This is a genomic window from Tunturibacter gelidoferens (genome assembly GCF_040358255.1).
GTDB classification, from domain to species: Bacteria; Acidobacteriota; Terriglobia; order Terriglobales; family Acidobacteriaceae; genus Edaphobacter; species Edaphobacter gelidiferens.
This window is the reverse complement of record NZ_CP132938.1, coordinates 4,155,108-4,178,902: the sequence shown is the minus strand read 5'-3', so window position 1 is coordinate 4,178,902 and position 23,795 is coordinate 4,155,108. Positions and strand designations below refer to the sequence as shown.

18 protein-coding genes, 1 tRNA gene and 1 pseudogene are annotated in these 23,795 nt (G+C 58.0%); 12 read left to right on the top strand and 8 right to left on the bottom strand.

The window, feature by feature from the left end; all coding sequences use genetic code 11:
- The first annotated feature begins 260 nt into the window (after positions 1 to 260).
- Positions 261 to 2,291, top strand: a complete 2,031-nt coding sequence (locus RBB81_RS18190) for a beta-N-acetylhexosaminidase (protein WP_353071606.1) — start codon at positions 261 to 263, stop codon at positions 2,289 to 2,291.
- Between the two features lie 204 nt (positions 2,292 to 2,495).
- On the opposite strand, the gene RBB81_RS18185 is transcribed toward RBB81_RS18190, so the two are convergent.
- The 3 genes from RBB81_RS18185 to RBB81_RS18175 form a co-directional block, all read right to left on the bottom strand.
- Positions 2,496 to 2,571 (bottom strand) — tRNA-Lys (locus tag RBB81_RS18185).
- A 184-nt stretch (positions 2,572 to 2,755) separates the two neighbouring features.
- Positions 2,756 to 3,610 carry a menaquinone biosynthesis family protein gene (locus RBB81_RS18180; RefSeq protein ID WP_179584397.1) on the bottom strand — a complete coding sequence of 285 codons (855 nt, stop codon included), beginning with the start codon at positions 3,608 to 3,610 and terminating at the stop codon, positions 2,756 to 2,758.
- A gap of 94 nt (positions 3,611 to 3,704) precedes the next feature.
- Positions 3,705 to 4,301, bottom strand: coding sequence for a biotin transporter BioY (locus RBB81_RS18175; protein ID WP_353071605.1), 597 nt, complete (start codon positions 4,299 to 4,301; stop codon positions 3,705 to 3,707).
- A 218-nt stretch (positions 4,302 to 4,519) separates the two neighbouring features.
- Here RBB81_RS18175 and RBB81_RS18170 point away from each other — a divergent pair, with 218 nt between their 5' ends.
- Together RBB81_RS18170 and RBB81_RS18165 are read left to right on the top strand one after the other, a co-directional pair.
- A complete protein-coding gene (locus tag RBB81_RS18170; protein ID WP_353071604.1) occupies positions 4,520 to 4,651 on the top strand; it encodes a hypothetical protein in 132 nt (43 codons plus the stop codon).
- A 74-nt stretch (positions 4,652 to 4,725) separates the two neighbouring features.
- Positions 4,726 to 5,115, top strand: a complete 390-nt coding sequence (locus RBB81_RS18165; protein ID WP_183787905.1) for an FtsB family cell division protein — start codon at positions 4,726 to 4,728, stop codon at positions 5,113 to 5,115.
- 156 nt (positions 5,116 to 5,271) lie between these two features.
- Here the strand turns inward: RBB81_RS18165 and RBB81_RS18160 are convergent, their stop codons facing one another.
- A complete protein-coding gene (locus RBB81_RS18160; RefSeq protein WP_353071603.1) occupies positions 5,272 to 7,764 on the bottom strand; it encodes an ABC transporter permease in 2,493 nt (830 codons plus the stop codon).
- Between the two features lie 338 nt (positions 7,765 to 8,102).
- On the opposite strand from RBB81_RS18160, the gene RBB81_RS18155 reads away from it, so the two are divergent.
- The 7 genes and pseudogenes from RBB81_RS18155 to RBB81_RS23510 form a co-directional block, all read left to right on the top strand.
- Complete coding sequence (locus RBB81_RS18155; RefSeq protein ID WP_353071602.1) at positions 8,103 to 10,076, top strand: peptidylprolyl isomerase; 1,974 nt, start codon at positions 8,103 to 8,105, stop codon at positions 10,074 to 10,076.
- A 157-nt stretch (positions 10,077 to 10,233) separates the two neighbouring features.
- Positions 10,234 to 11,829 (top strand): 4-alpha-glucanotransferase, encoded by a 1,596-nt coding sequence (malQ, locus tag RBB81_RS18150; RefSeq protein WP_179584387.1) that lies wholly within the window; start codon positions 10,234 to 10,236, stop codon positions 11,827 to 11,829.
- 37 nt (positions 11,830 to 11,866) lie between these two features.
- The gene (locus RBB81_RS18145) at positions 11,867 to 12,052 is read left to right on the top strand and encodes a hypothetical protein (protein WP_179584385.1); all 186 of its coding nucleotides are present in this window, start codon (positions 11,867 to 11,869) and stop codon (positions 12,050 to 12,052) included.
- Positions 12,049 to 12,648 (top strand): 3-hydroxyacyl-CoA dehydrogenase NAD-binding domain-containing protein, encoded by a 600-nt coding sequence (locus tag RBB81_RS18140; protein WP_353071601.1) that lies wholly within the window; start codon positions 12,049 to 12,051, stop codon positions 12,646 to 12,648. The genes RBB81_RS18145 and RBB81_RS18140 overlap by 4 nt, the downstream gene beginning before the upstream one ends.
- A 130-nt stretch (positions 12,649 to 12,778) precedes the next feature.
- Positions 12,779 to 14,035, top strand: coding sequence for an ABC transporter permease (locus RBB81_RS18135; RefSeq protein WP_179584381.1), 1,257 nt, complete (start codon positions 12,779 to 12,781; stop codon positions 14,033 to 14,035).
- A 4-nt stretch (positions 14,036 to 14,039) separates the two neighbouring features.
- Entirely contained in the window at positions 14,040 to 15,281 is a 1,242-nt protein-coding gene (locus RBB81_RS18130; protein WP_179584379.1) for an ABC transporter permease, read from the top strand.
- Positions 15,282 to 15,365: 84 nt separating this feature from the next.
- Positions 15,366 to 15,422 (top strand): annotated as a pseudogene (locus RBB81_RS23510) (hypothetical protein); the annotation flags it as partial.
- Between the two features lie 143 nt (positions 15,423 to 15,565).
- On the opposite strand, the gene RBB81_RS18125 reads toward RBB81_RS23510, so the two are convergent.
- Together RBB81_RS18125 and lpxB are read right to left on the bottom strand one after the other, a co-directional pair.
- Complete coding sequence (locus RBB81_RS18125) at positions 15,566 to 17,548, bottom strand: M1 family aminopeptidase (RefSeq protein WP_353071600.1); 1,983 nt, start codon at positions 17,546 to 17,548, stop codon at positions 15,566 to 15,568.
- 45 nt (positions 17,549 to 17,593) lie between these two features.
- On the bottom strand, positions 17,594 to 18,832 hold the full coding sequence (lpxB, locus tag RBB81_RS18120) for a lipid-A-disaccharide synthase (protein WP_353073949.1): 1,239 nt from the start codon (positions 18,830 to 18,832) through the stop codon (positions 17,594 to 17,596).
- A 57-nt stretch (positions 18,833 to 18,889) separates the two neighbouring features.
- Between lpxB and RBB81_RS18115 the strand changes: the two genes are divergently transcribed.
- Complete coding sequence (locus tag RBB81_RS18115) at positions 18,890 to 19,576, top strand: YdeI/OmpD-associated family protein (RefSeq protein ID WP_353071599.1); 687 nt, start codon at positions 18,890 to 18,892, stop codon at positions 19,574 to 19,576.
- Here RBB81_RS18115 and RBB81_RS18110 read toward each other — a convergent pair.
- Positions 19,563 to 21,599, bottom strand: coding sequence for an ABC transporter ATP-binding protein (locus tag RBB81_RS18110; RefSeq protein ID WP_179584373.1), 2,037 nt, complete (start codon positions 21,597 to 21,599; stop codon positions 19,563 to 19,565). The genes RBB81_RS18115 and RBB81_RS18110 overlap by 14 nt on opposite strands.
- 59 nt (positions 21,600 to 21,658) lie before the next feature.
- Complete coding sequence (locus tag RBB81_RS18105; RefSeq protein ID WP_179584371.1) at positions 21,659 to 22,441, bottom strand: DUF1223 domain-containing protein; 783 nt, start codon at positions 22,439 to 22,441, stop codon at positions 21,659 to 21,661.
- Positions 22,442 to 22,543: 102 nt separating this feature from the next.
- Between RBB81_RS18105 and hemW the strand changes: the two genes are divergently transcribed.
- On the top strand, positions 22,544 to 23,770 hold the full coding sequence (gene hemW / locus RBB81_RS18100; RefSeq protein WP_353071598.1) for a radical SAM family heme chaperone HemW: 1,227 nt from the start codon (positions 22,544 to 22,546) through the stop codon (positions 23,768 to 23,770).
- Positions 23,771 to 23,795: the final 25 nt, after the last annotated feature.

Below are 23,795 nucleotides of genomic sequence, written 5' to 3'. Positions count from 1 at the left end.
AGAGAAGGAAACAAGCTGGTTGAATCGCTCAGTGCGGTTCAGCCAGCATTTGTCCGGCTGCTTGACAAATTGACGGTGGAAAAGAGGGTTAGAGAACGAGGCCCAACAGTTCCAGGCCGCTCCGAATTTCTAGTTGCGGTAGATTTGAGTCCAAACCTAAGTCATATATTATGAATACTTTGGCACGTTTTTGCCGGGGAGTGGGGTGTGCCCTTACTCAGACATCAAGCTCTGCATCACAAAACTGGGAGGAGATACCAATGCTGTCAGCACGGATGTCATCAGTAGTGCTTGCTTGTGCATTTTTAGCTGGCGGTTCGCCGCTGCAAGCGGACACACCACTGCCCATCATGCCGCTGCCAGCTCATATGGTCGAGGGTACGGGTAGCTTTCCGATCGATGGCGGATTTCAGATTGTCTTCCAAGGCCACACCGAACCGCGACTGGAGCGGGCGCGCGACCGCTTCCTCATCAATCTCACACGCGAGACCGGAATCCTTCATTGGCCCGCTTCCGCGGTGAATCAGCCTCAGTTCGTTATAAAGACAGCAGAACCGAGCGCGGAGGTTGAACAACTCGGAGAGGACGAGTCCTACCGCCTCGAGGTTGCGCCAGCTAGGGTGCTGTTGAGCGCTCCGAACCCGCTCGGCATTCTGCATGGGCTACAGACATTCCTTCAGCTGGTGCAGACGTCGCCGCAGGGTTTCGCCGTCGCCTCGATGACGATCGAGGACAGGCCGCGTTTTGCTTGGCGCGGGCTGATGATTGATGCAGGACGCCACTTCATGCCGCTCGATGTGATTCGCCAGACTCTGGACGGAATGGAGGCTGTGAAGCTCAATGTCTTTCACTGGCATCTATCCGAAGACCAGGGCTTTCGCGTAGAGAGCAAAGTCTTTCCGCTATTACAACAAAAGGGCTCCGACGGCCTCTACTACACACAGGACCAGATCCGCGACATCATCGAGTACGCGCGCGACCGTGGCATACGCGTCATCCCAGAGTTCGATATGCCGGGCCACGCCACTTCGTGGTTCGTCGGATACCCGGATCTGGCGAGCGGCAAAGGCCCATATCGGATCGAGCGTAAGTGGGGCATCTTCGATCCGGCGATGGATCCAACTCGCGAAGCCACCTACAAGTTTCTTGACCGTTTCATCGGAGAAATGACAGGACTGTTTCCGGACGCCTATTTCCATATCGGCGGCGACGAGTGCAATGGCAAGGAATGGCAAGCAAACTCGCGCATTACACAATACATGCGCGAACATGGGATCAAGGATAATGCGGCCCTACAGGCATATTTCACCGGTCGTGTTCAAAAGTTGGTCACTAAGCGCGGCAAGATTACCGTCGGCTGGGATGAAGTCCTGCAGCCTGATACTCCCAAGGACGTCGTGATCCAGTCATGGCGTGGACAGGATTCCCTTGCGCAGGCCGCACTGCGTGGCAATCGTGGCATTCTCTCCGCGGGTTATTACATCGACCTCAATGAGCCGGCTTCTCAACACTATGCAGTTGATCCGCTCGAGAGCGCCACCGTCAAATTGACTTCGGAGCAGCAAAGCAACATCATGGGCGGTGAGGCGACGATGTGGACAGAATACGTAACTCCAGAGACGATTGGGAGCCGCATCTGGCCCCGCACCGCGGCCATCGCCGAACGGTTGTGGTCGCCGAAGGAAACGAACGACATCGACTCGATGTATCGGCGGCTCGCGATTGTTTCAAGAGATCTCGAATATTATGGCCAAACTTACCGCTCCGTCAGCGAGCGAATGCTACAGCGCATGATAGGTGATGAGGATTCATCCTCGTTGAAGGTGCTTGCTAGTGCGGTCGAACCGCCGAAAGAATACGCCCGCGAGGAGTTGGGGAGCTACGATAGTTTTACTCCGCTGAATCGAATGGTTGACGCTGTGCCCCCAGAGAGCGATTGCGCTCGCGAGTTCCGTGACGCGGCCAATCGTATCGCCATTGGAAAGGCCACGCCGTCAGACTGGCAACAGGCGAGGCAGTGGCTTACTCTCTGGCGTGACAATGATTCTGTGCTGCAGCGATACTTGCCACAGTCTGCATTAACCGCGGAACTTGTTTCGGTTTCGCACAATCTGAGTATGGCTGCAGCTATTGGCTTGTCGGCTCTAGGTTCTCTTGAGAACCGCGAGACGGTTAGCCCAACTGATCGGCAGGGGCAGCTCTCCTCGTTAAAATCGCTGGAAGCGCCACATGCAGTCCTCCTCGATATGATTGTTCCTGGAGTGGAAGTATTGGTGGCTGCAACTCGCTAAGCTAAAGCTCAAATCCGCTGTTCGGCCGCGCTATCAAACAGCAGGACGTTTCGAATGTCGCCGCCGCCGAACTCTTTGATCATGATGCTGCTATACCCGCGACGTGTGGTTGAGCATAACCGATGAATAAGATAGCGGAGTTCTCGGGGTGGCGGTCTACGAGTGATCTGGACGCGGGATTTTTCATTTTTCACTCTGGTGAAGTGGTGGACGCGGTAGGGATCGAACCTACGACCAGTCGATTAAGAGTCGAATGCTCTACCAACTGAGCTACGCGTCCTTTTGGTTTTTGCTCCCAGAGAGGAGATCGGTAAGAGTCGTTGCATGGGGTATTTCAGGCAGGACTCAATTACTCGACTTGTTAAAGATAACACAGCTTGCAGCGTAAAACAGGGGCTGCAAGCTGTGAGTCGGACGAAAGTATTTTTGCCGAAATTAGTACTCGAGGGGCTACAAACCTTAGGCTACCCGACGAAATCTACGTTGGCGCGATGGGGGATGATGCCGCGCTCGTAGCCCATAGCGAGCAGCTTGCGAATAGCTTCTTTGCCGTCTTCGCCGTAGTTGAGAGTGCGCTCATTGACGTACATGCCGACGAAGCGGTTGGCGAGGGTGGGGTCGAGGTCGCGGGCGAACTGCATCGCGTAGGTCAGGGCCTCTTCGCGGTTGTCGAGGGCATGTTGGATGCTGTCGCGCAGGGCGTTCGTGGTGGTAAGAAGGGTTTCGGCGCCGAGGGAGCGTCGGATGGCGTTGCCACCGAGCGGCAGAGGTAGGCCGGTCTGTTCGCGCCACCACTGGCCTAGATCGAGGAGCTTGATGAGGCCATCGTTGGCGTAGGTGAGTTGGCCTTCGTGAATGATAAGGCCAGCGTCGAACTCGCCCGCAACGACGGCGGGAATGATTTTGTCGAAAGGAACTGTGACGGTTTCGACATCAGGGGCGAACAGCTTGAGGGTGAGGTAGGCGGTGGTGAGAGTGCCGGGAACGGCGATCCGAGTCTTCTTGATGTCGTCGAGAGAGAGCTTGCGCGGCGCGACGATCATGGGGCCGTATCCTTCGCCGACGCTGCCGCCGCAGGACATGAGGGTGTAATTGTCCTGCAGGTAAGGGTAGGCGTGGAAGGAGATGGCGGTGACGTCGTAGAAAGCTTCGTCGATTGCGCGATGATTAAGGGTCTCGATATCGGTGAGAGTGTGGGTGAACTTGAAGCCGGGGACTCGGACCTTGTTGGTGGCGAGGCCGTAGAACATGAAGGCGTCGTCGGAGTCGGGGCTGTGGGCGATGCTGATTTCCTGGATTGCGGTGGTTGCGGTGGTCATGATGCTTCCTTCGGACTTCGTGATGCCTGTGTGATGCGCAGGGGAGTAGAGTGGCTCTGCGCTGAGGTTGGATGCTTGAGGTCGGATCGCTTGGTTAGGGTTGACGCCAGCGTTGGAGTGAACTGAAGATGCCGGCGGCGGCGGTGATCTTGACGACTTCACCGGGAAGGAACGGGGCGATGGCCATGGTCCATGTGGCTGCGGCGCTGGTGTGGAGGAGATGCGAGAGCCAGCCTGCGCCAAGGAGGAAGATTGGTGCGCTGGCGATTGTGGCGGCTACGAGGCCGGCTCGGAACCGGGAGGTGATGCGCTGCATGGCACGAACGCTCCAACCGGCAGTTGCTGCGGCCAGCGGGTACGAGAAGAGGTAGCCCGCGTTGGGGCCGAGCAGGTGCGCGATGCCGCCGACACTGTGGGGCGTGAAGACGGGGAGGCCCATAGCTCCTTCAGCAAGATAGAGGACCATCGCGGAGAAGCCGACGACCGGGCCGAGCAGCATGCCGACGAGGATGACGGCGAAGTTCTGCAGAGTGAGAGGCACGGGCGTGAACGGAAGCGGCAGAGAGATATGGGCGCAGATGCCGACGAAGGCGCTGGCTGCGACTGCGAGCATGACTTTGCCGGAGAGGGACTCCTGAAGCGATCCGGAGCGGTGGGCGAGACCGAGTTGAGAGGAGGTGGCGGATTGCATGCTTGAAGTCCTTTCGCGCTGGTGCTTTGTTGAAGTTTCGATGCCGGGTCGGCGGTGTCGACTTTTAGATGGAACGTCTGGTGTGGATGTTATGTAGGCCCGGTTGAGACGGTATGAAGGCTTTAGCGAGAGGCGACGTTGGTTCCTCGATTGTAAGCCCGTTGCGGAGGAAAGACCGCGACGCTGGTTGGTTGCGAGTAGAGAAATGGTGGGTCGAGATGGCAAAGAAAGTCGGCATGCTCTACAAGAAGGATAACAAGGGACATGCGCTTCGTGCAGTTTTTCGGTTTCCGCTTTGGCATCCGGACAGGCTTGCGGTTTCGGGGAGTATTCGTGGCGAGACGGTATGAAGTAGGTACGTGCCAGCTGGAATCGGGTTTTCCACTTGACGGTGAAGGGGGTGAAGTTTGTACTGGAATTTGAGATGGCTCGTTTAAAGACAACAGGCACGAGTGCGAAGCGGTCGAGTGCAATCGTCCGTTTGTATGAGCGGGGCCGTGTCGGTTGGAGGAAGGTCGCTACGGGCGCGGCTGCAGTGCTCGCGGTGGCGATGGGTTACCACGTTATCTTTGGGCAGAATGGGCTGACGGTTTATCAGCAGAAACGCAATGATGCGCAGAGCCTGGACGGCCAGCTGCGTACTCTACAACGGGAGAATGACCTGTTGAAGGGGCACGTCGGCAGGCTGCAGAGTGATCCGAACGCGATTGAACATCAAGCGCGCGAAGAGCTGCATTACACGCGACCGGGTGAGGTGATCGTGTATATGCCCGCTCCGGCTGGATCGGGCCCTGCCGGTGTTGCGAAGCAGTAGCTGATTCGTCTCGCCGCTCGATATTTTGCTTGAGTGCGCCGCTCCATATATCGCGTTTCCGCCTACCTGACCACGCTAGATGTGCCGTATTTTTTTGTCACTCCCTTTTCGCTTGAATTTCCATCCCGATAGTCGAGGCAAGGCAACGCCCGTTGACTACTCGGACCGGAGCGCCTGGGTTAGATCAACGGATGCTGCGCGACGGGCCGGCAGCAGGGAAGCACCCAGTGCGAGCAGCAGAAGCGAAAGTGTCGCGAGGGTCAGTACGAGAGGATCAAAGGCACTGACCCCGAAGAGGAAGGAGCGCAGCAAACGGGAGGCGGCGAGGGCTCCTGCTAGGCCAATCGCGCAACCTAAGAGTGCAAGTCTGGCTCCCGAGGTGACAACTAGGCGGACGATGCCCGCGCGTTGTGAGCCAAGCGCCATGCGAATGGCCATCTCCTGAACTCGCAGGGCGACCGAGAACGCGATGACACTGTATATGCCGAGCACGGCCAGCAGGACGGCGATAGCGGCGAAGGATGAGATCAACGCAGTGTTGAAGCGGCGGGGAGCTTCAGAGTCCGAGATGGCGTGCTCAATACTCTGGACCTGGGTGAGGGGAAGCTGCGGGTCGATAGAGTGCACCGTGGAGCGCAGTAGGTTCTCCATTTGTTCGGGCGCCATGGACGTGCGCAGAACAATGTAACCGCCGTTGCCGTTGAGGTCGGTGGGCGAGGCAAGTGATCCGATCATTTCCTCTTGCTGCTCGACCGGCATGTAGTACTGCTGCTTCAGGGGTAGGTCGGGTGAGTTCTCCTTCACGTCCGCGACTTCGCCTACTACCGTGGCCCACGGTGTCTTCATCGTCTCTGTCCCGAGGCGGAAACGTTTTCCGATCGGATTTTGATTGGGCCAGGACTGCTGGGCCAACATGTGGTTGACGATAACGATCGGCTGTCTGGTGGCGTCGTCGTCGGAGGTGAACAGACGACCGTGGAGCAAAGAAATGCCCATCGCGCTGAAGTAGTCCCCGTCCACCGCGATCGAAGTTCCTAGATCGAGACCTGCGGCGTTGGCCGGTAGGATGTGTCCCTCTGCCACAAAGGCGCTGCTGGAGTTGTTGCCGGAGGCTGGGAGGAACGTGGTAAGGCCGACACTCTTGACTCCGGGGAGAGACCGTAAACGACTGAGTAGCTCGCGATCGAATTCATCGACTGCAGTCTGGGTTCCGTATTGTTTCCTTGGGAGGCTGTAGTTGGCGACGAGGGTGTGGTCGGGCTGAAATCCGAGGTCGACCTGACGCATCTTCTCGAAGCTGCGGAGCAGCAGCCCAGATGCCGCCAACAGAACGAGGGCGATGGCGATCTCGGAGATGACGAGAGCTGACCGCAACCTGGCGTGGCCGCCGCCGGAGGTGCCGGTTCGGCCTCCTTCTTTGAGGGTGTCGTTGACGCTGGTGCGGATGGCTGCGAAGGCTGGGGCAAGGCCGCAAAGAACGCCGGTGACCACCGCAAGCCCAAGCGCAAAGGCGACGACCGGCCAGTCGAGGCCGATCTCATCAATGCGTGGCAGTGTCTCCGGTAGCGCCTGAATGCCGATGCGCAGTGCAATCGCAGCGAGCAGGAGTCCTATGATGCCTCCGGATATGCTGAGAACAAGACTTTCGAGAATGGCCTGCCAAAGCAGCGTGGAAGACGAAGCGCCAAGTGCGAGACGGACGGCAATCTCCCGGCGCCGCCGAATGGAGCGCACCAGAAGAAGACCGGCGAGGTTCGCGCAGGCAATCAATAGAACGACGGTGACAGCGAGAAAGAGGGTTCGGATGAGAGGCCGCGCCTCTTCGACGGTCTCTTCGTCGAGCGGCCTGACGATTGGGGTGATGCTGAATCCCTCCATGAAGGCGGGATAGTTCCGCATGGTCTCCTTAGCGACCCGGTTCGCATCCTCGACGGCCTGAGTTGCGGTGACGCCTGGCTTGAGGCGGCCCACCATCTGAAAATTCCATGATGCTGCGCCAGTTCCGAGCTCTTGCGGTTCGAAGCTGATGGGAACCCACAGTTCGCTACGATTGAGGTGGCCGGGAACGAGGGGGAATTCGAAGTTGCGGGGCATAACGCCTATGACGAGGTAAGGCTTACGGTCGAGCAGGACCTTGCGCCCGAGGATGTTGGGATCGCCCTGAAACCGGCTCTGCCAGGTGGCGTAGCTTAGCACCATGACCTGTTGTCGCTGCTCGTCCTCCTGTCCAGTGAAGAAGCGACCGAGGAGTGGCTGAACAGCGAGTGCCGGAAAGACCCCGCCGCTCATCCGTGCTGCGTTGACATTGGCGGGTTCGCCTGCGCCGGAGAGCTCGTAACTGGTGGACTGGTAGCCGCCGAGGCTGGTGAAGCTGTGAGTGTCACGGGAGTAGTTGCGAATGTCGGGAGCAGTGACGCCGGCCTCGCCGTTACCGCCGACGTCCAGGCCCTTGAGGATGTCCGAGAGGACGACTAGTCGGTTGGGCTCGGGAAAGGGAAGCGGCCGCAGGAGGACTCCTTCGACGAGAGAGAAGATGGCGGTGGTCGCACCGATGGCTAAAGCAAGCATCAGAATAGCGGTGGCGGCGAATCCGGGTGACTTCGCCAGGTGACGGACGGCGATCTTCAGATCTTGAAAGAAGGAGCGCATGCGGGATCCTCAGAGAGATAGTTATGAGGAACTTAGCAATTGTCTTGCCACAGAGGATGCATGCGAGGTGGCCGTTTTCTTTGGATTTCATAGGGTTATGGGTCGCTTTCGCGATGTACCGGTGTCCATCAGCGGAATGATTGTCCATGGATGGACAGCCGGGGACGGAAGAGCGGGGAGATGAATTCCAAAGGCCAGTGATTTATACTTGTCGCTTGCCCTGCAACCGGCGTGGCGTTGGTCGACAGACCTCCCCGCAAGGTCACGCAAAATCCCGGGCACGCAGCCATTTCCGAGGAGGAAACGGCTCTCGCGCGAAGTGAAGGTTTTAGTCAAGCATGATTCGTATTCTGCAGCAGGACAACCGCATCACGAAGATTATCTTCGCCGTCATTATTGGATTTGCCGTGATCACGATGGTGATTACGCTGGTGCCCGGCATCTTTGACAACGCCACGACCAACGACGCGTCTGTCTACGCGACTGTCAAACAGCCTGGCGTCTTCGGGCGTGTCTTTGGGGAGAGCACGCCGATCAAGACCGTCGAAGTAAATCAGCTGGCGAGCCGGCAGCTGCAGCAACAGCATTTTCCTGATGCGTTGCTACCGTACTTCTTGCCGCGAGCGGGGCAGATCCTGGTGCAGCGCGCGATTTTGAAGCATGAGGCGGACAGGATGAACCTGCAGGTGAGCGACGAAGATCTCCGCCGCGAACTGCAGACAGGACCGTTTGCTCAGTATCTCTTTCCCAACGGCCAATACATTGGCGATGACGCCTACATCAACTTCGTACAGAGCGCCTTCCAGACCACTCGTGGCGATTTTGAGTCGCAGGTGAAGAGCGATATGGAGCTGAACCGCCTCCAGGCGCTGATCACGGGAGGAGTTTCGGTCTCGGATAACGCAGTGCGCGAAGCCTACAAAGTCGATGGGACCAAAGTGAAGTTCGACTACGCTGTGATCTCGTCGGATGATGTGCGTAAGACGATCAACCCGTCGGACTCGGAGTTGCAGGCATTCTTCAAGACAAACGCGGCGCGTTATGCGAACGCAGTTCCTGAGACGCGGAAGATTGAGTATGTTTCGTTCGACACCTCGAATCTCCCTGGCGGTAAGCCGCAGATCTCGGATGCGGACGTGTTGGCTTACTACACCGCGCATAAGGACCAATACCAGGTAAAGGAACAGGTGCAGGTTCGCCATATCCTGATCGCCGTCCCTGCCGGCTCGGATGCGAAGACAGATGCCGCTGCAAAGGCGAAGGCCGAAGATATTCTAAAGCAGATCAAGAGCGGCGGAAACTTCGCGGATCTCGCGAGCAAGAATTCGGACGACCCAGGTAGCAAGACGCAGGGCGGCGAACTGGGATGGCTGGATCGCGGTAAGACGGTACCGGAGTTTGATAAGGCTGCATTCACACTCGCACCGGGACAGACCTCGGACCTGATTAAGACGCAGTTCGGCTATCACATCCTGCAAGTGGAGGAAAAGAAGACGGCGCATCTCCGTCCGCTGGACGAAGTAAAGCCGGAGATCGTGCCGGTGCTCGAGCAGCAGAGGGCAGGTGCAGCAGAGCAGACATTTGCTTCGGCGCTGGCCGCGGATGCGAAGAAAAATGGCTTGGAGAAGGCAGCTGCGTCCAAGGGACTGCACGCGGTGACGACTGATTATGTTGCCAAAGATGGGGTCATCGCTGGGCTGGCTGATGGTTCGGCGTTGCTGACGCAGGCGTTCTCCGTGGTTAAGGGTGCGGATCCCGCTCCGGTTGCTACAGGCGATGGCTTCGCGGTATTCCAGGTAACCGATGTGAAGCCCGCGCATGCCCCGGAGTTTGCGGATTACAAATCGCACATTCTTGAGGACTATCGCGAACAGCAGGTGCCTCAGTTGTTGAGTGCCCAGTTGAACAAACTGGACGAACGGGCGAAGGTGCTGAACGATCTGAAGAAGGCCGCGGCAGAGATGAACGTTCCACTCAAGACGAGCGATCTCGTCGGCAAGGATGGTCAGGTACCGGATCTTGGCGCGATGAGCGGTGCAGGTTCGGTAGCTTTCTCGCTGCCGAAGGGAGCTATCTCGGGGCCGATCAACGCAGGCCGGGTTGGGGTTGTGCTCAGTGTGATCGACAAGCAAGAGCCTACTGCCGACGACATCGCGAAGAACTTCAATGCAACCAAGGACAAGCTGCTCAACGATCAGCGCGAGGAGATCTTCCGTGTGTACATCGGCGAGCTGACCCAGAAGTACGAGAAGGGCGGCGCGGTCCGGCTCTCGAAGAGGCAAGCGGAGCCGGGGTTGCCAGCCGGAAACTAGCTGCACGCTGAAACAAAGAGAGACAGACGCCCGAGTGAGCCCCTCGGGCGTCTTCGTGTTTTGTGCCGTTATCACTGTTGCCACATGGGGAGACTGTTGCATGACGCCGACTTATCGGTTTCTGGCATCATAAGTTGGAGTTGTAAGAGGGGGCTGGATGAGTGGGGACGTGAGCAATCAGGAACGTTTGTCGGGAGTTTTGCTGCATGTGACGTCGCTGCCTTCGTACGGTGGGATAGGGGACTTTGGGCCGGCTGCGTACGCATTTGTAGATTTTCTGGCGGCGGCGAAGCAGAGGATGTGGCAGGTGTTGCCGTTGAGTCCGACGGGATACGGGAGTTCTCCGTATTCGGCACTGTCGGCGTTTGCGGGGAATCCGCTGCTGATAAGCCTGGAGATGCTGGTGCATGACGGGTGGATTGCCGGGGAGCGGATCGTGGGGTTGCCGGGGCATGATGGGCCTGCGGACTTTGACGCGGCGTTCCGACTGAAGCTGCCACTGATTGAAGAGGCTGCTGGTAATTTTCTGGATCATGCCCCGGATGAGAGACGCGCGAAGTTTCAGAGATTCTGCGAACACAATAGCTCGTGGCTGCAGGACTACGCTATGTTCAACGTACTACGGCGCATGCATGAGTACGGGAGCTGGCATGAGTGGCCTGCGGAGTACGCGCGGCGTAACGGCGATGCATTGAGCAAGTTGATGAACGATCACGCCCGCGAGCTCGCGATCGAACAGGTCGTTCAGTTTTTCTTCAATGAGCAGTGGTGCGGTCTGCGGGGGTATTGTGCGGAACGCAAGATTCGTATCATGGGCGATGTTGCAATCTTCGTGAACTACGACAGTGCCGATGTGTGGACGCATCCTGAGATGTTCGAGCTGGATGAGGAACTGAGGCCGGTTCGGGTGTCGGGGGTTCCGCCGGACTACTTTTCCGTGACCGGACAGCGGTGGGGAAATCCACTTTACAAGTGGGGTCTGCTGAAGGAGCGCGGATTCGACTGGTGGGTGGCACGAATTCGGCGATCGCTGACACTATATGACGTGATTCGGCTGGACCACTTTCGCGGGTTCGAGGCGTTCTGGTCGATCCCCGCAGAGGAAGAGACGGCAATCAATGGGCAGTGGGTCAAGGCTCCGGGGCATGAGCTGTTTCAGCGTCTGAAAGAGGTGTTTGGCGATCTACCGTTTGTCGCCGAGGATCTTGGGCTCATTACGCCCGAGGTGGACGAGCTGCGGGAGCACTTTGGCATGCCGGGTATGCGAATTCTACAGTTCGGGTTCTCGGATCGTGGGGCGCATCTCTATCTGCCCCACCGGTATGTCCCAAATACGGTGGTGTACACCGGGACGCATGACAATAACACGACGCTGGGCTGGTGGCGGGATGATGTGAGCGGTGTCGAGCGTACCAACGTGCAAACCTATCTTCAAAAGATCGATCACGACGAAGACATTGTTTGGGCGATGATTCGTGCGGCCGCTCGATCGGTGGCGAATCTTTGTGTATTTCCCATGCAGGATGTGTTGCACCTGGGCAGCGAAGCCAGGATGAATACGCCTTCAGCTGGCGCGGGGAACTGGAGCTGGCGGTATGGCCTGAAGGCGGTGCATTCGGATTTTGCGACTCAACTGGCGGAGTTGATGGCGATGACCGATCGCGATGGATGGGAGAAGCCAACGGAGGGGATTGAGGCGGGAAAGCCGGTGGAAGAGGGGTCGAAACGGGCAGAGCTGGGCGCGAACGTTTAGACTGGGAGGGTATCTTAATTCTCAGGAGCACCAAAGCATGCCTCTCTCTGGCGAAGCAATCCGCACCATGAACTATGTTGATGACATTTCGGTAACGCTGCGCCGCATTCTCGCGGTGCTGCCGTCGCTGACAGAGGAGGAACGCCAGCGCGTGTCCGACCATATCAGGGGAGCCGAGCCTAGCTACGAGTCCGTGATCACGGCAGTCGCGAGCAAGAAATGATGAAGGAGGCTGCGGACCAGCCGCCGCTCGAGATTCGCATGGTTGCGATCATCGGGGCTGGTGTGGCTGGCCGCAGCTTCGCATTGGCCTGTTCCGCCGCGGGGTTCGATGTTGTGCTGGAAGATGTCATGCCGGCCAATCTGTGGCGGGCTGAGGCGGCGTACGCAGACCTAAGCAAACGCGTTGTTGCGGGAAGTTTGGAGTTGGCCTCGACTGTTGAAGATGCCGTGCGCACAGCCGATATCGCGGTGGACTTTGTACCCGATGAGCTGGAGTCGAAGCTTGAGATCTTCAGCATGATCGACCGGATGGCTCCGCCGAAGACGATTTTGTGTACGCCGAGCTATGCGCTGAGTATTACAGATCTGGCGTCCTGTGTTTATAGGCCAGAACGGTGCGTTGCAGTGCGGGGCAATCTTGTTCGAGGTGATGCGGTAGTAGCTCCGGCGGTACGCGTGTTGTATCCGGCGGCTGCGCTGAAGCCAATTGTAGAGACTGTCCGTCGGTTTCTCTGTACGCTTGGACTTGCGGTACAGGCGGAGGCGGATCCCGACGAGCCTGCACTGATTAAGAATGTCCTTCCGGCAGCGCTGTAGGTTGCTCTTCTGTTGCAGTTAACCCTTTCTGTGTGAGCGAAGATTGCCAATGTTAATTCATTGCTGAAAGGGAACTGGCTTGCGCAACTCTGCGTAGACAACTACGGGGAGTTTTCGTCCAACCAACGCTATGCGCGCTCTAATCAATATCTTCGCTCAGGTATTCCGGTCGATTGGTGCCAACAAGCTGCGGTCGTTTCTGACGATGTTCGGCATTGCCTGGGGGGTGGCCTCACTGTTGCTGCTGATTGGGCTGGGTGAGGGATTTCGCTCGGGGCAGCGCAGAGGGCTCGCCGAGCTTGGCACTGATGTAATCATGATGTGGGGTGGAACAATTCCGGTGCTGCCGGAGCAGCATGTGGGGATGCGGCCGTACAAGCTGACGATGAGCGATGCGGCGGCGATTCGCGCACAGGCCCCGGACGTTCGGAATGTGACCTCGATCATCAATCGCAGCGATCTGAAGCAGGTAAGTGATTTTTCGAGTGCGGGCGGACAGGTGTTGGGGGTTGAACTGAACTATCCGCAGATCGCGAATCTGCCCATCGCGCAGGGACGATTTTTGAATCAGCAGGATCTGACTGAGCGACGCCAGGTAGTTGTGCTGGGACAGAGAATGGTTGGGCTCCTGTTTCCGGGACGTCCTCCGTTGGGCGCCGTGATCACACTGAATGGCTATCGGTTTCAAGTGATCGGAGTAGCAAAGAAAGTAGGGCGCGGCAACAACGATGGGCCCAATCAGAGAATCTACATTCCGCTGACCACGATGCAGGAGTTCTTTCCGATTACTGGAGACAATATCCCGCAAGACTCGATCTCTCAAATTCAATACCAGCCACTGACAGAAGAGTTGAACGAAACGGCAAAGTCTGAGGTCCACAAGATCATCGCGACGCGACATGGCTTCGATCCTGCTCGCAAAGAGGGTTTCGAGGAGTGGGACACAATCAAATCGAACCGCATGGTAGGGTTGATCTTTACCGCGATGGATGTGTTTCTGGGTGGGGTCGGCATCGTGACGCTTGCGTTGGGAGCTGTGGGAATTATCAACATCATGCTGGTGACGGTGACGGAGCGGACGAAGGAGATTGGCCTGCGGAAGGCGTTAGGCGCGACGAATAGAAGCATTCTCTTCCAGTTTTTTCTTGAGGGGTTGACGCTGACGGCGCTGAGTGGGCTGATTGGAATTATCGGTGCCGCGGCTCTGATGGCGGCGCTCGGTTCGGTGGTCGGAAATAATGATATGGGGTTCGATCCGCCGCGATTGGTGCCTTGGTCGGCTGCGATGGCGATGGGGACGTTGACCTTGTGCGGCATCGTGGCTGGACTGTATCCGGCGAGACAGGCAGCAATGCTCGCTCCTGTTGAAGCACTGCGAAAGGAATAAGACCATGCTGAGTGACATTCTGGGGCAGGCTATAGAGGCGATGAAACACAATCGTCGACGGACGACGATCACGATTGTGGGCATGGCGTGGGGCATCGCAACGGTGGTGTTGCTGCTGGCTTACGGTGCCGGGTTTGGGCAGGCGTTCGAGAATATCTTTGCTCAGTTTGGCACGAACATGATCGGTGTGTTTCCAGGACGGACCAGCGAGCAGGCGGGCGGCTCGAAAGCGGGAGTGCAGGTTCGGCTCACGCAGGAGGATGTGGAGAGAATTCAGGAGACGGTGCCGGGGGTGATGCGCGTCGCCCCAACGGTGGATAAAACCGTGCCTGTGCAGAACGATTTGCATAGCTTTAGCTGGGATGTGACCGGAATTACGCCGGAGCTGCAGTCGATTCAGAGGCTCGATCTAGCCGCGGGGCGTCCAATCACTGAAGCCGATGTGCAGCAAAGGGCGCACGTTACGGTAATCGGCTCGGAGGCTAAGACAAAGTTATTTTCGGGGCTATACCCGATTGGCGAGAAGATCCGGCTAAATGGTGTGAGCTTTGAAGTGGTTGGGGTGATGACGCCGAAGATGCAGGAGGGCGATGACAGCGACATTAACCGTCAGGTGAACGTGCCGCTGACGACGATGAGCGATATCAAGGACACCAAATATCTCGACGGCATCTGGCTGGACTACAAGGGCGACCCCAAGATGGTTGAGGAGGCGCTGCGCAAGACACTTGCGATAGCACATGGCTACAGGCCGAGCGACCGGCGCGCTGTGTTTGTGGCGAACATCATGGAGCAGTTGACGCAGTTTCGAATTATTTCGCTGGGGTTGCAGGTGCTGCTTTCCTTTATCGGCGCGCTCACACTGGGAATCGCGGGAATAGGTCTGATGAACATCATGCTGGTGAGTGTACAGCAGAGAACGCGAGAGATCGGTGTGGAGAAAGCACTGGGAGCAAGGAAGCGACACATTCTGATGCAGTTTCTGGCTGAAGCACTCGTGATTTCGGGTGTCGGCGGGGTGGGTGGCATTGCGCTGGCATATGCGGTCGCAAAGAGTGTAGGGCGGATTACGTTCTATAGTGCGCTTGCATCGAATGCGGAAGCTGGAGATATCCATCTGCTGATTTCTCCAAACACAGTTTTGGTGGCGACGATAATTCTCATCATCGTGGGAACGATCAGTGGGATGATTCCGGCGATGAAGGCAGCTGCTTTGGATCCGATTGAGGCGCTCAGGTACGAGTAGAGGAGAGACTTTTCAGCGAGTGGGCCTCGTTTTCGTCGACAAGAATCTCTCAATTCCTGCCACTTCGAGGACGCGGATTTCTACGGAACGGATCTCTCGGAGCTCGATTTCGCAGATGTAATCTTCGGAACGTCGAGATGAGTAAAAGCTAGCTTGTCGACGAGCATCTTCGAGGGTCAGTAGTGGATGGAATCCAGTTGTACGCAGAGGATATTAAGGGCGCGGTGGTCGATGCATCGCAGACGCTGTTATTCGCTCGGTTTTTGGGCATACGAATTGCGTAGCTAGTTTTCACCACGCTGACATTTGTAGGGAGCTTGCATGGAGGCGCGTGCTTCGTTGACGGCGCCCTGGGTGTTGTCGTTGCTCTGTACTGCGAGACGATACTCGTTGACGGCACGGTCCCGCTGGCCGGTGCAGTCGAAGATGCGGGCCAGCTCGATGTGGCTCCAGACCTCTACCCATTTGGGATCGCCGTCGCCGCGGAGTGCGTCGCGGAAGCTGTTGGCGGCGGACTGGTAGTTGCGCTGCATGAAGAATATTTCGCCTATGCGGTAAGCGGCGAGCGAGCTGTTTTTGTTGGTGTCGAGAGCCTTTTGATATTCGATGAGTGCGGCTGTGAGGTCGCCCTGCGCGACTTGCTCTTGACCACGGAGGACGGCGACGCGGACGGCAAGATCCGGAGTGCTTTTTAGCAACCAGTTGTCAGGGTCAATGCTGATGCGGCGGGGGCGTCCGAACGTTTCGATGGAATATTGCGAGTCGGAGCCGGAGACGTCGACCCGGCGAATCTCCGTTTTACCGTCGGTTTCGATGCGGAGCTCGATCGGCATTCGAAAGAGGTCAAGGTCCTGAGTGATGGCTCCTATGGTGCGGAAGCCCTTGTTGTCTCCGAGACGGAAGACAGAGTATTTGTCGGCGAAGGCTGGGGCGCCGGTTCCGTCGAGCCACTGGGCGAAGAAGGACTCAAGCTGGAGGCTGGATTCCTTTTCGGCTATGGTCTGAACGTTGGAGGTGTGGACGGATTTGTCGGTGTACTGCGAAAGAATACTACGGAGAAATTTGGTGAAGACCTCGTCGCCCATCTCCCAGCGAAGCATGTGAAAGACCATGGCGCCTTTCTCAAGGGTCATGGACTGGAACTGCGGGGAGAAGGGGTCAAGCCGACCAATGGTTGTGAGTGGTTCGGTGTCATATGCCAAGGCGCCGGCAGAGACATCAGTGATGGCGGACTGGAATGCGTTTTTACCGGAAGAGTCCTCGAGGTACATCAGTTCGGCGTAGCGAGACATGCCGTTGGTGATCCAAGCATCGTTCATCGTCGCGGGTGAGACCTGACTGCCCCACCACTGGTGGGCGAGGGTATTGGAGAGCAGGCGCTGCTCGTTGCGGGCAGCGATGCGGTTGCCGGCGATGGCGGCTATCTCTGGGGCCCAGGCGGCGGAGACGGCATCGTCGGGTAGTTCGACCAGGTTCATGCGAGTGGATTCGGGTTGGCCGAAGGTGCCGGACATGAAGAGATATTCGCGCTCGCCCAAGCTGGCGAAGTCGTGGGCGTGGTCTTTGTGTTTTTCGGTAACATAGACGCGCATGTTGCCCGCGGTTATGGGCTCAAGGAACTTTCCCGCGATGATGGTGCCGGGGAAGCCGGGTTTGGCCCACTTAAAGGTATGTTCCGTGCGGTTGCCGGGGAGGCTCTTTGATGCGGCGACCCCGCTGCCAGAGCCTACGACGCGCTCGTCCGAAGGGACCCGGATGTGCATTTCGGCGGTGAAGCGATTGGTGAAGAGGCCCGTCATGGGGAACCAGCGGCCGGCATAGAGAAGAATGCTGATGGGATCTTCGACGGAGGCAAGCTTGATGCCTTCGACCGGGCTAGTGTCGGCGCCTTTGAGGGTCCCGGAGTATTCGAAGTGATATGTGGTGCTTGCGCCCTTTGCGAGAGGCGTTGAGAGCGTGAAGCGAACGGTACTGTTGTTGGTGAGGCGCTCGGATTCGAGAGAATGGCCCTGGGCGTCGGTGACCTTGGTGATTTGGAGGCCGTTGTTCAGCTCGAAGGTGGGTGTTGTGAGGTCTTCAAGGGCGGTGAAGGTGACCTCGACGGTAGCGCTGAGGCGGTTGACGGAGGGGTCAAGGTCGGCGCTGATCAGGTAGCCGGTGATCTGCAGTTGAGGCTTTACCGGCGCAGCCCAGGCTGCAGTCGCGAGAAGACAGAGAGAGAGCACCCTCATGGGTGTCGTTCGAAGGATGCGGAAGAGGGCGGACATGCGGGCTAAGATTCCTCAAAACATCATGGTACAGCGATCGATTGATTAGACGCTTGCAGTTACGTTTGGGCCACCAGCGGGCATTTTTCGAGACAAAAGTTCCTCGACGGCATCGCAAACCTGCTGTATAGGGCTTGAATTCAAGTCTGGACGGAGGATGTGGCGGACTTCCGCGAGGTCGGCGATCATCTGTTGGCGCTCAGTGGTTTCGGCAAGTAGGGGTGCCAGGGCCGCGGCCACGTTTTTGGCAGTAAAGCGGTCCTGCAGGAATTCTGGCACGATGCGGCGGCCAGCGATGAGATTGACCATGGCGATGGGAAGGTTACCGTCGGCGTCCGTCTGTGAGGGGATCTCCGGGGGGTAATGGATGAGCTGTTTTGCCAACCGAAAGGTGACGGGGGAGACGCGATAGACAACGACAAAGGGGTTTCCAATGACTGCCGCCTGGACCGTGGCTGTGCCGCTGGCGACGACACTGGCGCGGGCATGGTGAAGAGCCTCGCGAGCGTCGGGCACGAGGTGAAGATGAAGGCGCTTCAGGTCTGACTCAGGTTTCGCGGGCCACCACTCGTCGGGGCCGGCGATATAGGCCTCAAGCTTTTGGCGATCGATAGTGGCAGCTACAGGCAATAGGAACTCGAACCCGTAAGAGAGTTGGTGAGCCAGCTCGATCATGGCGTCTAGATTGGCGGTGATCTCTTTCCAGCGACTGCCGGGTAAGAGTGCGATCCACTGCCGGGCCGGGTCGAGGCCATGGGCTGCGGCGTAATCTTCTCGAGAGACCGTCGGTCTGGGAAGTTCAGCCAAGGGATGACCGACAAATGCGGCGTCGACTCCTCGGGCTCGGTAGAACTTTTCTTCAAACGGAAAGATAACCATCATGCGATCGACGCGCTGCTGGACCCAACGAAGGCGGCGACGCTTCCAGGCCCAGAGTTGCGGGCTTACGAAGTAAACGACCGGAACGCCCAGTTTTTTCAGTTCGCGTGCAAGGCGGAGGTTGACGTCAGGAAAATCGATGAGGATGGCGACGTCGGGACGGCGCTTTTTGATGACGGCGACGAGACGGCGATACTCCCCATAGATGTAAGGAATGTGCCGGATGACCTCGGTGATGCCCATGTGGGCGACATCCTCGGCGCGGACTATGCGGTCTAGGCCGGCGTCTTCCAACTCCTTGCCTCCGAGCCCGAAGCCGATGAGGCTCGAGTGGCGGCTGCGAAGTTCGGAGAGGATCTGGGCGCCATAGTGGTCGCCACTGGCTTCGCCCGCAGAGAGAAAGATGGTCGGATTGGGGTTCGTGGTGATGGATCCAGTGTAGATTTTTCTGGAGGAATTCGCATGGTTTTAAGTGCAACGAAGAGGTTTCAGGCGGTGCTGGAGCCGGCCAACAACGGGCTGGGGTGGGTGATCGTGCGGCTGCCGTTCGACGTTGAGAAGGCATGGAAGAAGATGGTGCGGCTGCGGGTGAAGGTGGAGATTGGGGCTGAAATCTTTCGAACTTCTTTGTTTGGCGATGCGGTGCGGGGCGGCCATTTCGTTCTGGTGAACAAGAAGATGCAGAAGGCCGCATGCGCGAAGGTCGGAGCAATGGTGGAGATTGCGATCGAACCGGATCTCGAGCAGCGTGAGCCGGTGGCAACTGCCCAGTTCGAGAAGCTGTTGAAGCGAGAGAAGAGGTTGGCGAAGTGGTACATGGAACAGAGTGAGTCGATGCAGTACGAGGTGGGCAAGTGGCTAAATGCGGTGAAAAGTCCCGAGGCGCGTCAGAGGCGTGCGGAGCAGATGGCGGAGCGGATGTTGCTGACAATGGAGGGAGAGAAGGTGCTACCGCCTGTGGTGGAAGCGGCGTTTCACAGGGCGCCGATGGCGCATCGAGGGTGGGAGCTATTGACACCGACGCAGAGGATGAGCAGCCTGCTGGCGATCTTTTACTACCAGGGTCCGGAGGCTCGGGAGAAGCGTGTGAGGAAGCTGGTGGAGGACTGTTTGAGGGCGGCGAGACGAGCGGACGTCAGTCGGCGCTGAGGGGCTCGAGGGGAATCGAGTCGCTTCCTGAGCCAAGCTCCTGATCCCTGTACTGGAGTTGGTAGAGCTTCCAGTACAGGCCGCGTTCGGTGAGAAGCTGCTGATGGGTACCGCGTTCGCGGAGCTGGCCTTTGTGCATGACGAGGATGGTGTCGGCGCGTTGAATCGTGGAGAGACGATGCGCGATGAGGATCGAGGTGCGTCCGGTGATCATGCGGGAAAGGGCGAGGCGGACCCGGAGTTCGGTGTCGGTATCGACAGAGGAGGTGGCCTCGTCGAGGATGAGGATGCGGGGCGAATGGGCGAGGGCACGGGCGAAGCTGATGAGTTGCTTCTGGCCGGTGGAGAGCGTGGCGCCGCGTTCGCGAACTGGTTCGGCAAACTGCAAGGGTAGCGATCGGATAAAGTCGCCTATGTTGACCTCGTCCGCGGCGAGCTCAAGGCGTTCGTCGGTGATCCATTTAGACCCGAGGCGGATGTTGTCGGCGATGGTGCCGGTGAAGAGAAATGGATCTTGCAGGACGACGCCGAAGCGCTGGCGGAGCTTCTTCAGGTCTTGCTCGCGGACGTCGACGCCATCGACCAGGATGCTGCCGCGCTGAATGTCATAGAAGCGCATCATGAGGCCGGTGATAGTTGTCTTGCCAGCGCCGGTGTGGCCGACGATGGCGGCGGTTTCGTCTGGTTCGACTGTAAAGCTGACGCCGCGAAGAATCCATTCAATGTCGGCGAAGGTGTTGAGCTCATCTTCGGTTGCTGCAGCTACACGTGTGTATTGTGCTTCATCAAGTTTTTGGTAGGTGAACCAGACGTTGCGGAACTCGACGCGGCCAGAGTCATCACCAAGGATTGGGGAGGCGGGCGAGATGATGGTCGGCTGGGTATCCAGCAGGTTGAAGACGCGTTCGCTGGCTGCCATGGCCGCTTGCAGTATGTTGTACTTTTCGCTGAGATCCTGAATGGGCCGAAAGAAGCGCTGCGCGTACTGGATGAATGCGATGAGAACGCCAACAGTCACAACGCTGCCAGCCTTTGGCAGAGCGTGCAAAATAGGCTGCAGTTCGTGGAGTTGCGTTGCCTGGAGATAGTGGAGCGCGGAGATGCCGCCGCGCCAGATGACGAGCGCGATCGCGGTCGAGCTAAGGAACTCAACGACCGGGTAGTAAACAGCGTAGGCGAAGATGGCGTCGGTCCACGCCTGTTTGTTCTCGGCGTTGACCGAGGAGTAGTCGTTGAAGGCGCGGCGCTCGCGGTTAAAGAGCTGCACGATAGACATGCCCGAGACGTACTCCTGCGTGAAGGAGTTGATCCGTGCCGTTGCCGCTCGCTGGCGGCGGTAGCTGTCGCGAACGTGGCGGCGGAAGATTTTTGTGACGTAGAGAATTGCCGGGATGACCGAGAGCGCGAGCAAGGCGAGCGGCCAGCTCATCCGGAGCATGATGAGAACGATGAACAGGAGAACGAAGATGTCCTCGAAGATGGCGAGCACGCCAGAGGTGAACATCTCGTTGAGTGCGTCGACGTCCGACGTGACGCGGGTGACGAGCTTACCGACGGGGTTGTGATCGAAGAACGAGGGCTGCATTCGCTGTAGGTGACGGAAGATCTGGCTGCGCAGATCGAACATGATCTTCTGACCGGTCCACTGCATCATGTAAGTCTGCGCGAACTCCAGCACGTAGGTGAGAAGGAGCGCCCCGAGGTAAAGGCAGCCGATCTGCGTGATGCCGGTCATGGGGCGTGAGCTGAGATGGCGCGCAAGCCAGGAGAGCTTCGCCGGCGGAGTGTCAGTCATGTAGGTGTCGACGGCGACCTTGACCAGATATGGTCCCATGACATCCGTCGAAGCCTTGAAAAAGATGGTAAGAGCTGAGAGACCGGTCTGTAGCTTGTAGGGCTTGAGGTATGTCAGAAGGCGTCGCATGAGGCGCGCGTCGTAGGCTTTGCCTGCGACCTCATCGTCTTGCGACGGCTTTTTCGCGGGCTGTTCCTTCGGATCCTTCGGTTTCTGCTCGTCGGCCATTTGCAATCTCTATTCTAGATGCTTAAGGGCGACTAGAGATTCGGGAAGTGCGGGGTTCATTAGGGTTTGACGTCTATCACCACTGCGCCCAGTACAGTGCCTTGGTCGTTCAGCTGGGCGAAGACCACCACGCGCATGTTGACAACGTTCGCGTCTCCGGGAGCGTTAAGGCTGAAGCTAAGTGGGCCAGCCGCCAGGTCTTTCAAAGATCCAATGCGCTGCAGGTTCCGTACGACACCGACGTGCTGAAGCCTGCGACCGCCATTTTCGCCGTTGCGAACGTCAGTGATGTCCGTCGGATCGACCAGGGCGGCGTAGAGTTCGACGCGCGACGAAGATACCGAGGACGCAGGCAGCGAGACGGAGGCTGAGATTTTTCGGGCGTCTACCACGGGGCGGGAGAGCAATAGGTTTAGTTTGGCCTTCTGTGCGGCGCTTGCGATCGACCGGTGGGCGTGGGAGCTGTCGTTGCCGACGAACTGGTCAGTTCCGTCGACGATCATCTGCGGGGTGTAGACACCGTCAACGCCGAGGCGAGCGCTGTATTGGTTTTGACGCTCGGTGTACTGGTGTGAGGAGAAACGGTCGTGCCAGCCGAGATTGTCCCAGTAGTCGACGTGCTCGCCGAGCACGATGATCTCGGCGTTTTGAATGGGTTGATCGTGGTCGAGCTTAGCGAGCAAGGCGTCTGCGGGCGGACAGCTGGAACAACCCTCAGAAGTGAAGAGCTCCACCAGAACCGGCGTGCGGTTCGACGGAGCAGCCTGCGAGAGAGCGGAGATCGGCGCGGCGAGGAAGAAAAGAGAAAGGACGGAGGTGGCGAAGGAGCGAATCTGCAGCATAGAACTGAACCTCTGTAACGTTAGAGCCGCTTGCGCTTGTTTAGTTACGTCCACGAGAAAGGACCAAGCGTGAAACAATTGGAGGGAGGATATCTCGTACTAATGGCTGGCCCTGTTGGCGTCTACATTTCGGTTCCGTTCTGCAAGGCAAAGTGCACATTCTGCAACTTTGCTTCGGGTGTATTCGGCGCGGAACGGATGCAGCATTATGTGGACCGCCTTTGCGGAGAGATTCGCGGGGCACATGAGGCTGCCGAAAGAATTGGAGCGTCGCTGCCCAGGGCTGTGGACACGCTCTACTTTGGCGGGGGAACGCCTAGCCTGCTTTCGGCACAACAGTTTCGGGAGATATTTCAGCATTTGGGCGGTGAGTTCGACATCGACGCTGATGCGGAGATCACTCTGGAATGCGCTCCGGGGCAGCTCGCGGCTGAGACCCTGGACGAGCTATTGCGGCAGGGGATGAACCGAATCAGTTTTGGCGTGCAGTCGTTTGTTGACCGGGAGACGGCAGCGGTCGGGCGGTTGCATACGCGACAGCAGTGCGACGCGGAGATTGCGAGGGTGAGAGCTGTTGGGGTTCGCGAGATCAATGTTGACTTGATCGCCGGACTGCCGCACCAGACAGCGGAGAGTTGGCAGTACTCCGTGGAGCAGGCCATTGCAAGTGGTGCGCCACATATCAGTGTCTACTTGCTTGAAGTAGATGAGGATTCGCGGCTGGGACGAGAGCTGCTGGAGCAGGGAAGTCGATACAGTGCTGCAGCTGTGCCCGATGAGGATCAGGCTGCGGAGTGGTATCAGCATGCGTGCGACATGCTGCGGGATGCAGGTGTGCAACAGTACGAGATCTCGAACTTTGCACGGCTTGGACATCAGTCCCGTCACAATCTGAAGTACTGGCAGCGTCGGCCTTACATCGGCTTTGGGCTCGATGCTCACTCGATGCTGCTAGCTGGTCCAGATGCCGTGAGATTTGCCAACACCAGCGATCTGGAACGTTATCTCGGACAAGGATCGGCTGCGAATCCGCTTCGTCTTTTTGAGTCAGAGCAGGACGCGACGGATGGTCAGGTCGACGTTGTCGGGCATTGCGAGGCATTTGAGGAGGCACTTTTCCTCGGCTTGCGGTTGAATGAAGGGGTCGATCTCGGCACGTTACGGAGACAGTTTGGTGAGACCTTATTGGAGGAGACGATGCCTGCCCTGATAGAGGTTCGCGATGCAGGTCTACTGGTACTCGACTCTGGAAGGATTCGGTTGACTCCGCGTGGGCGCTTAGTCTCCAACGAAGTCTTCAGCCGGCTGTTGATTTCCACCGCCGCATAAAAAAGAACAATCATCACAGGAGAGA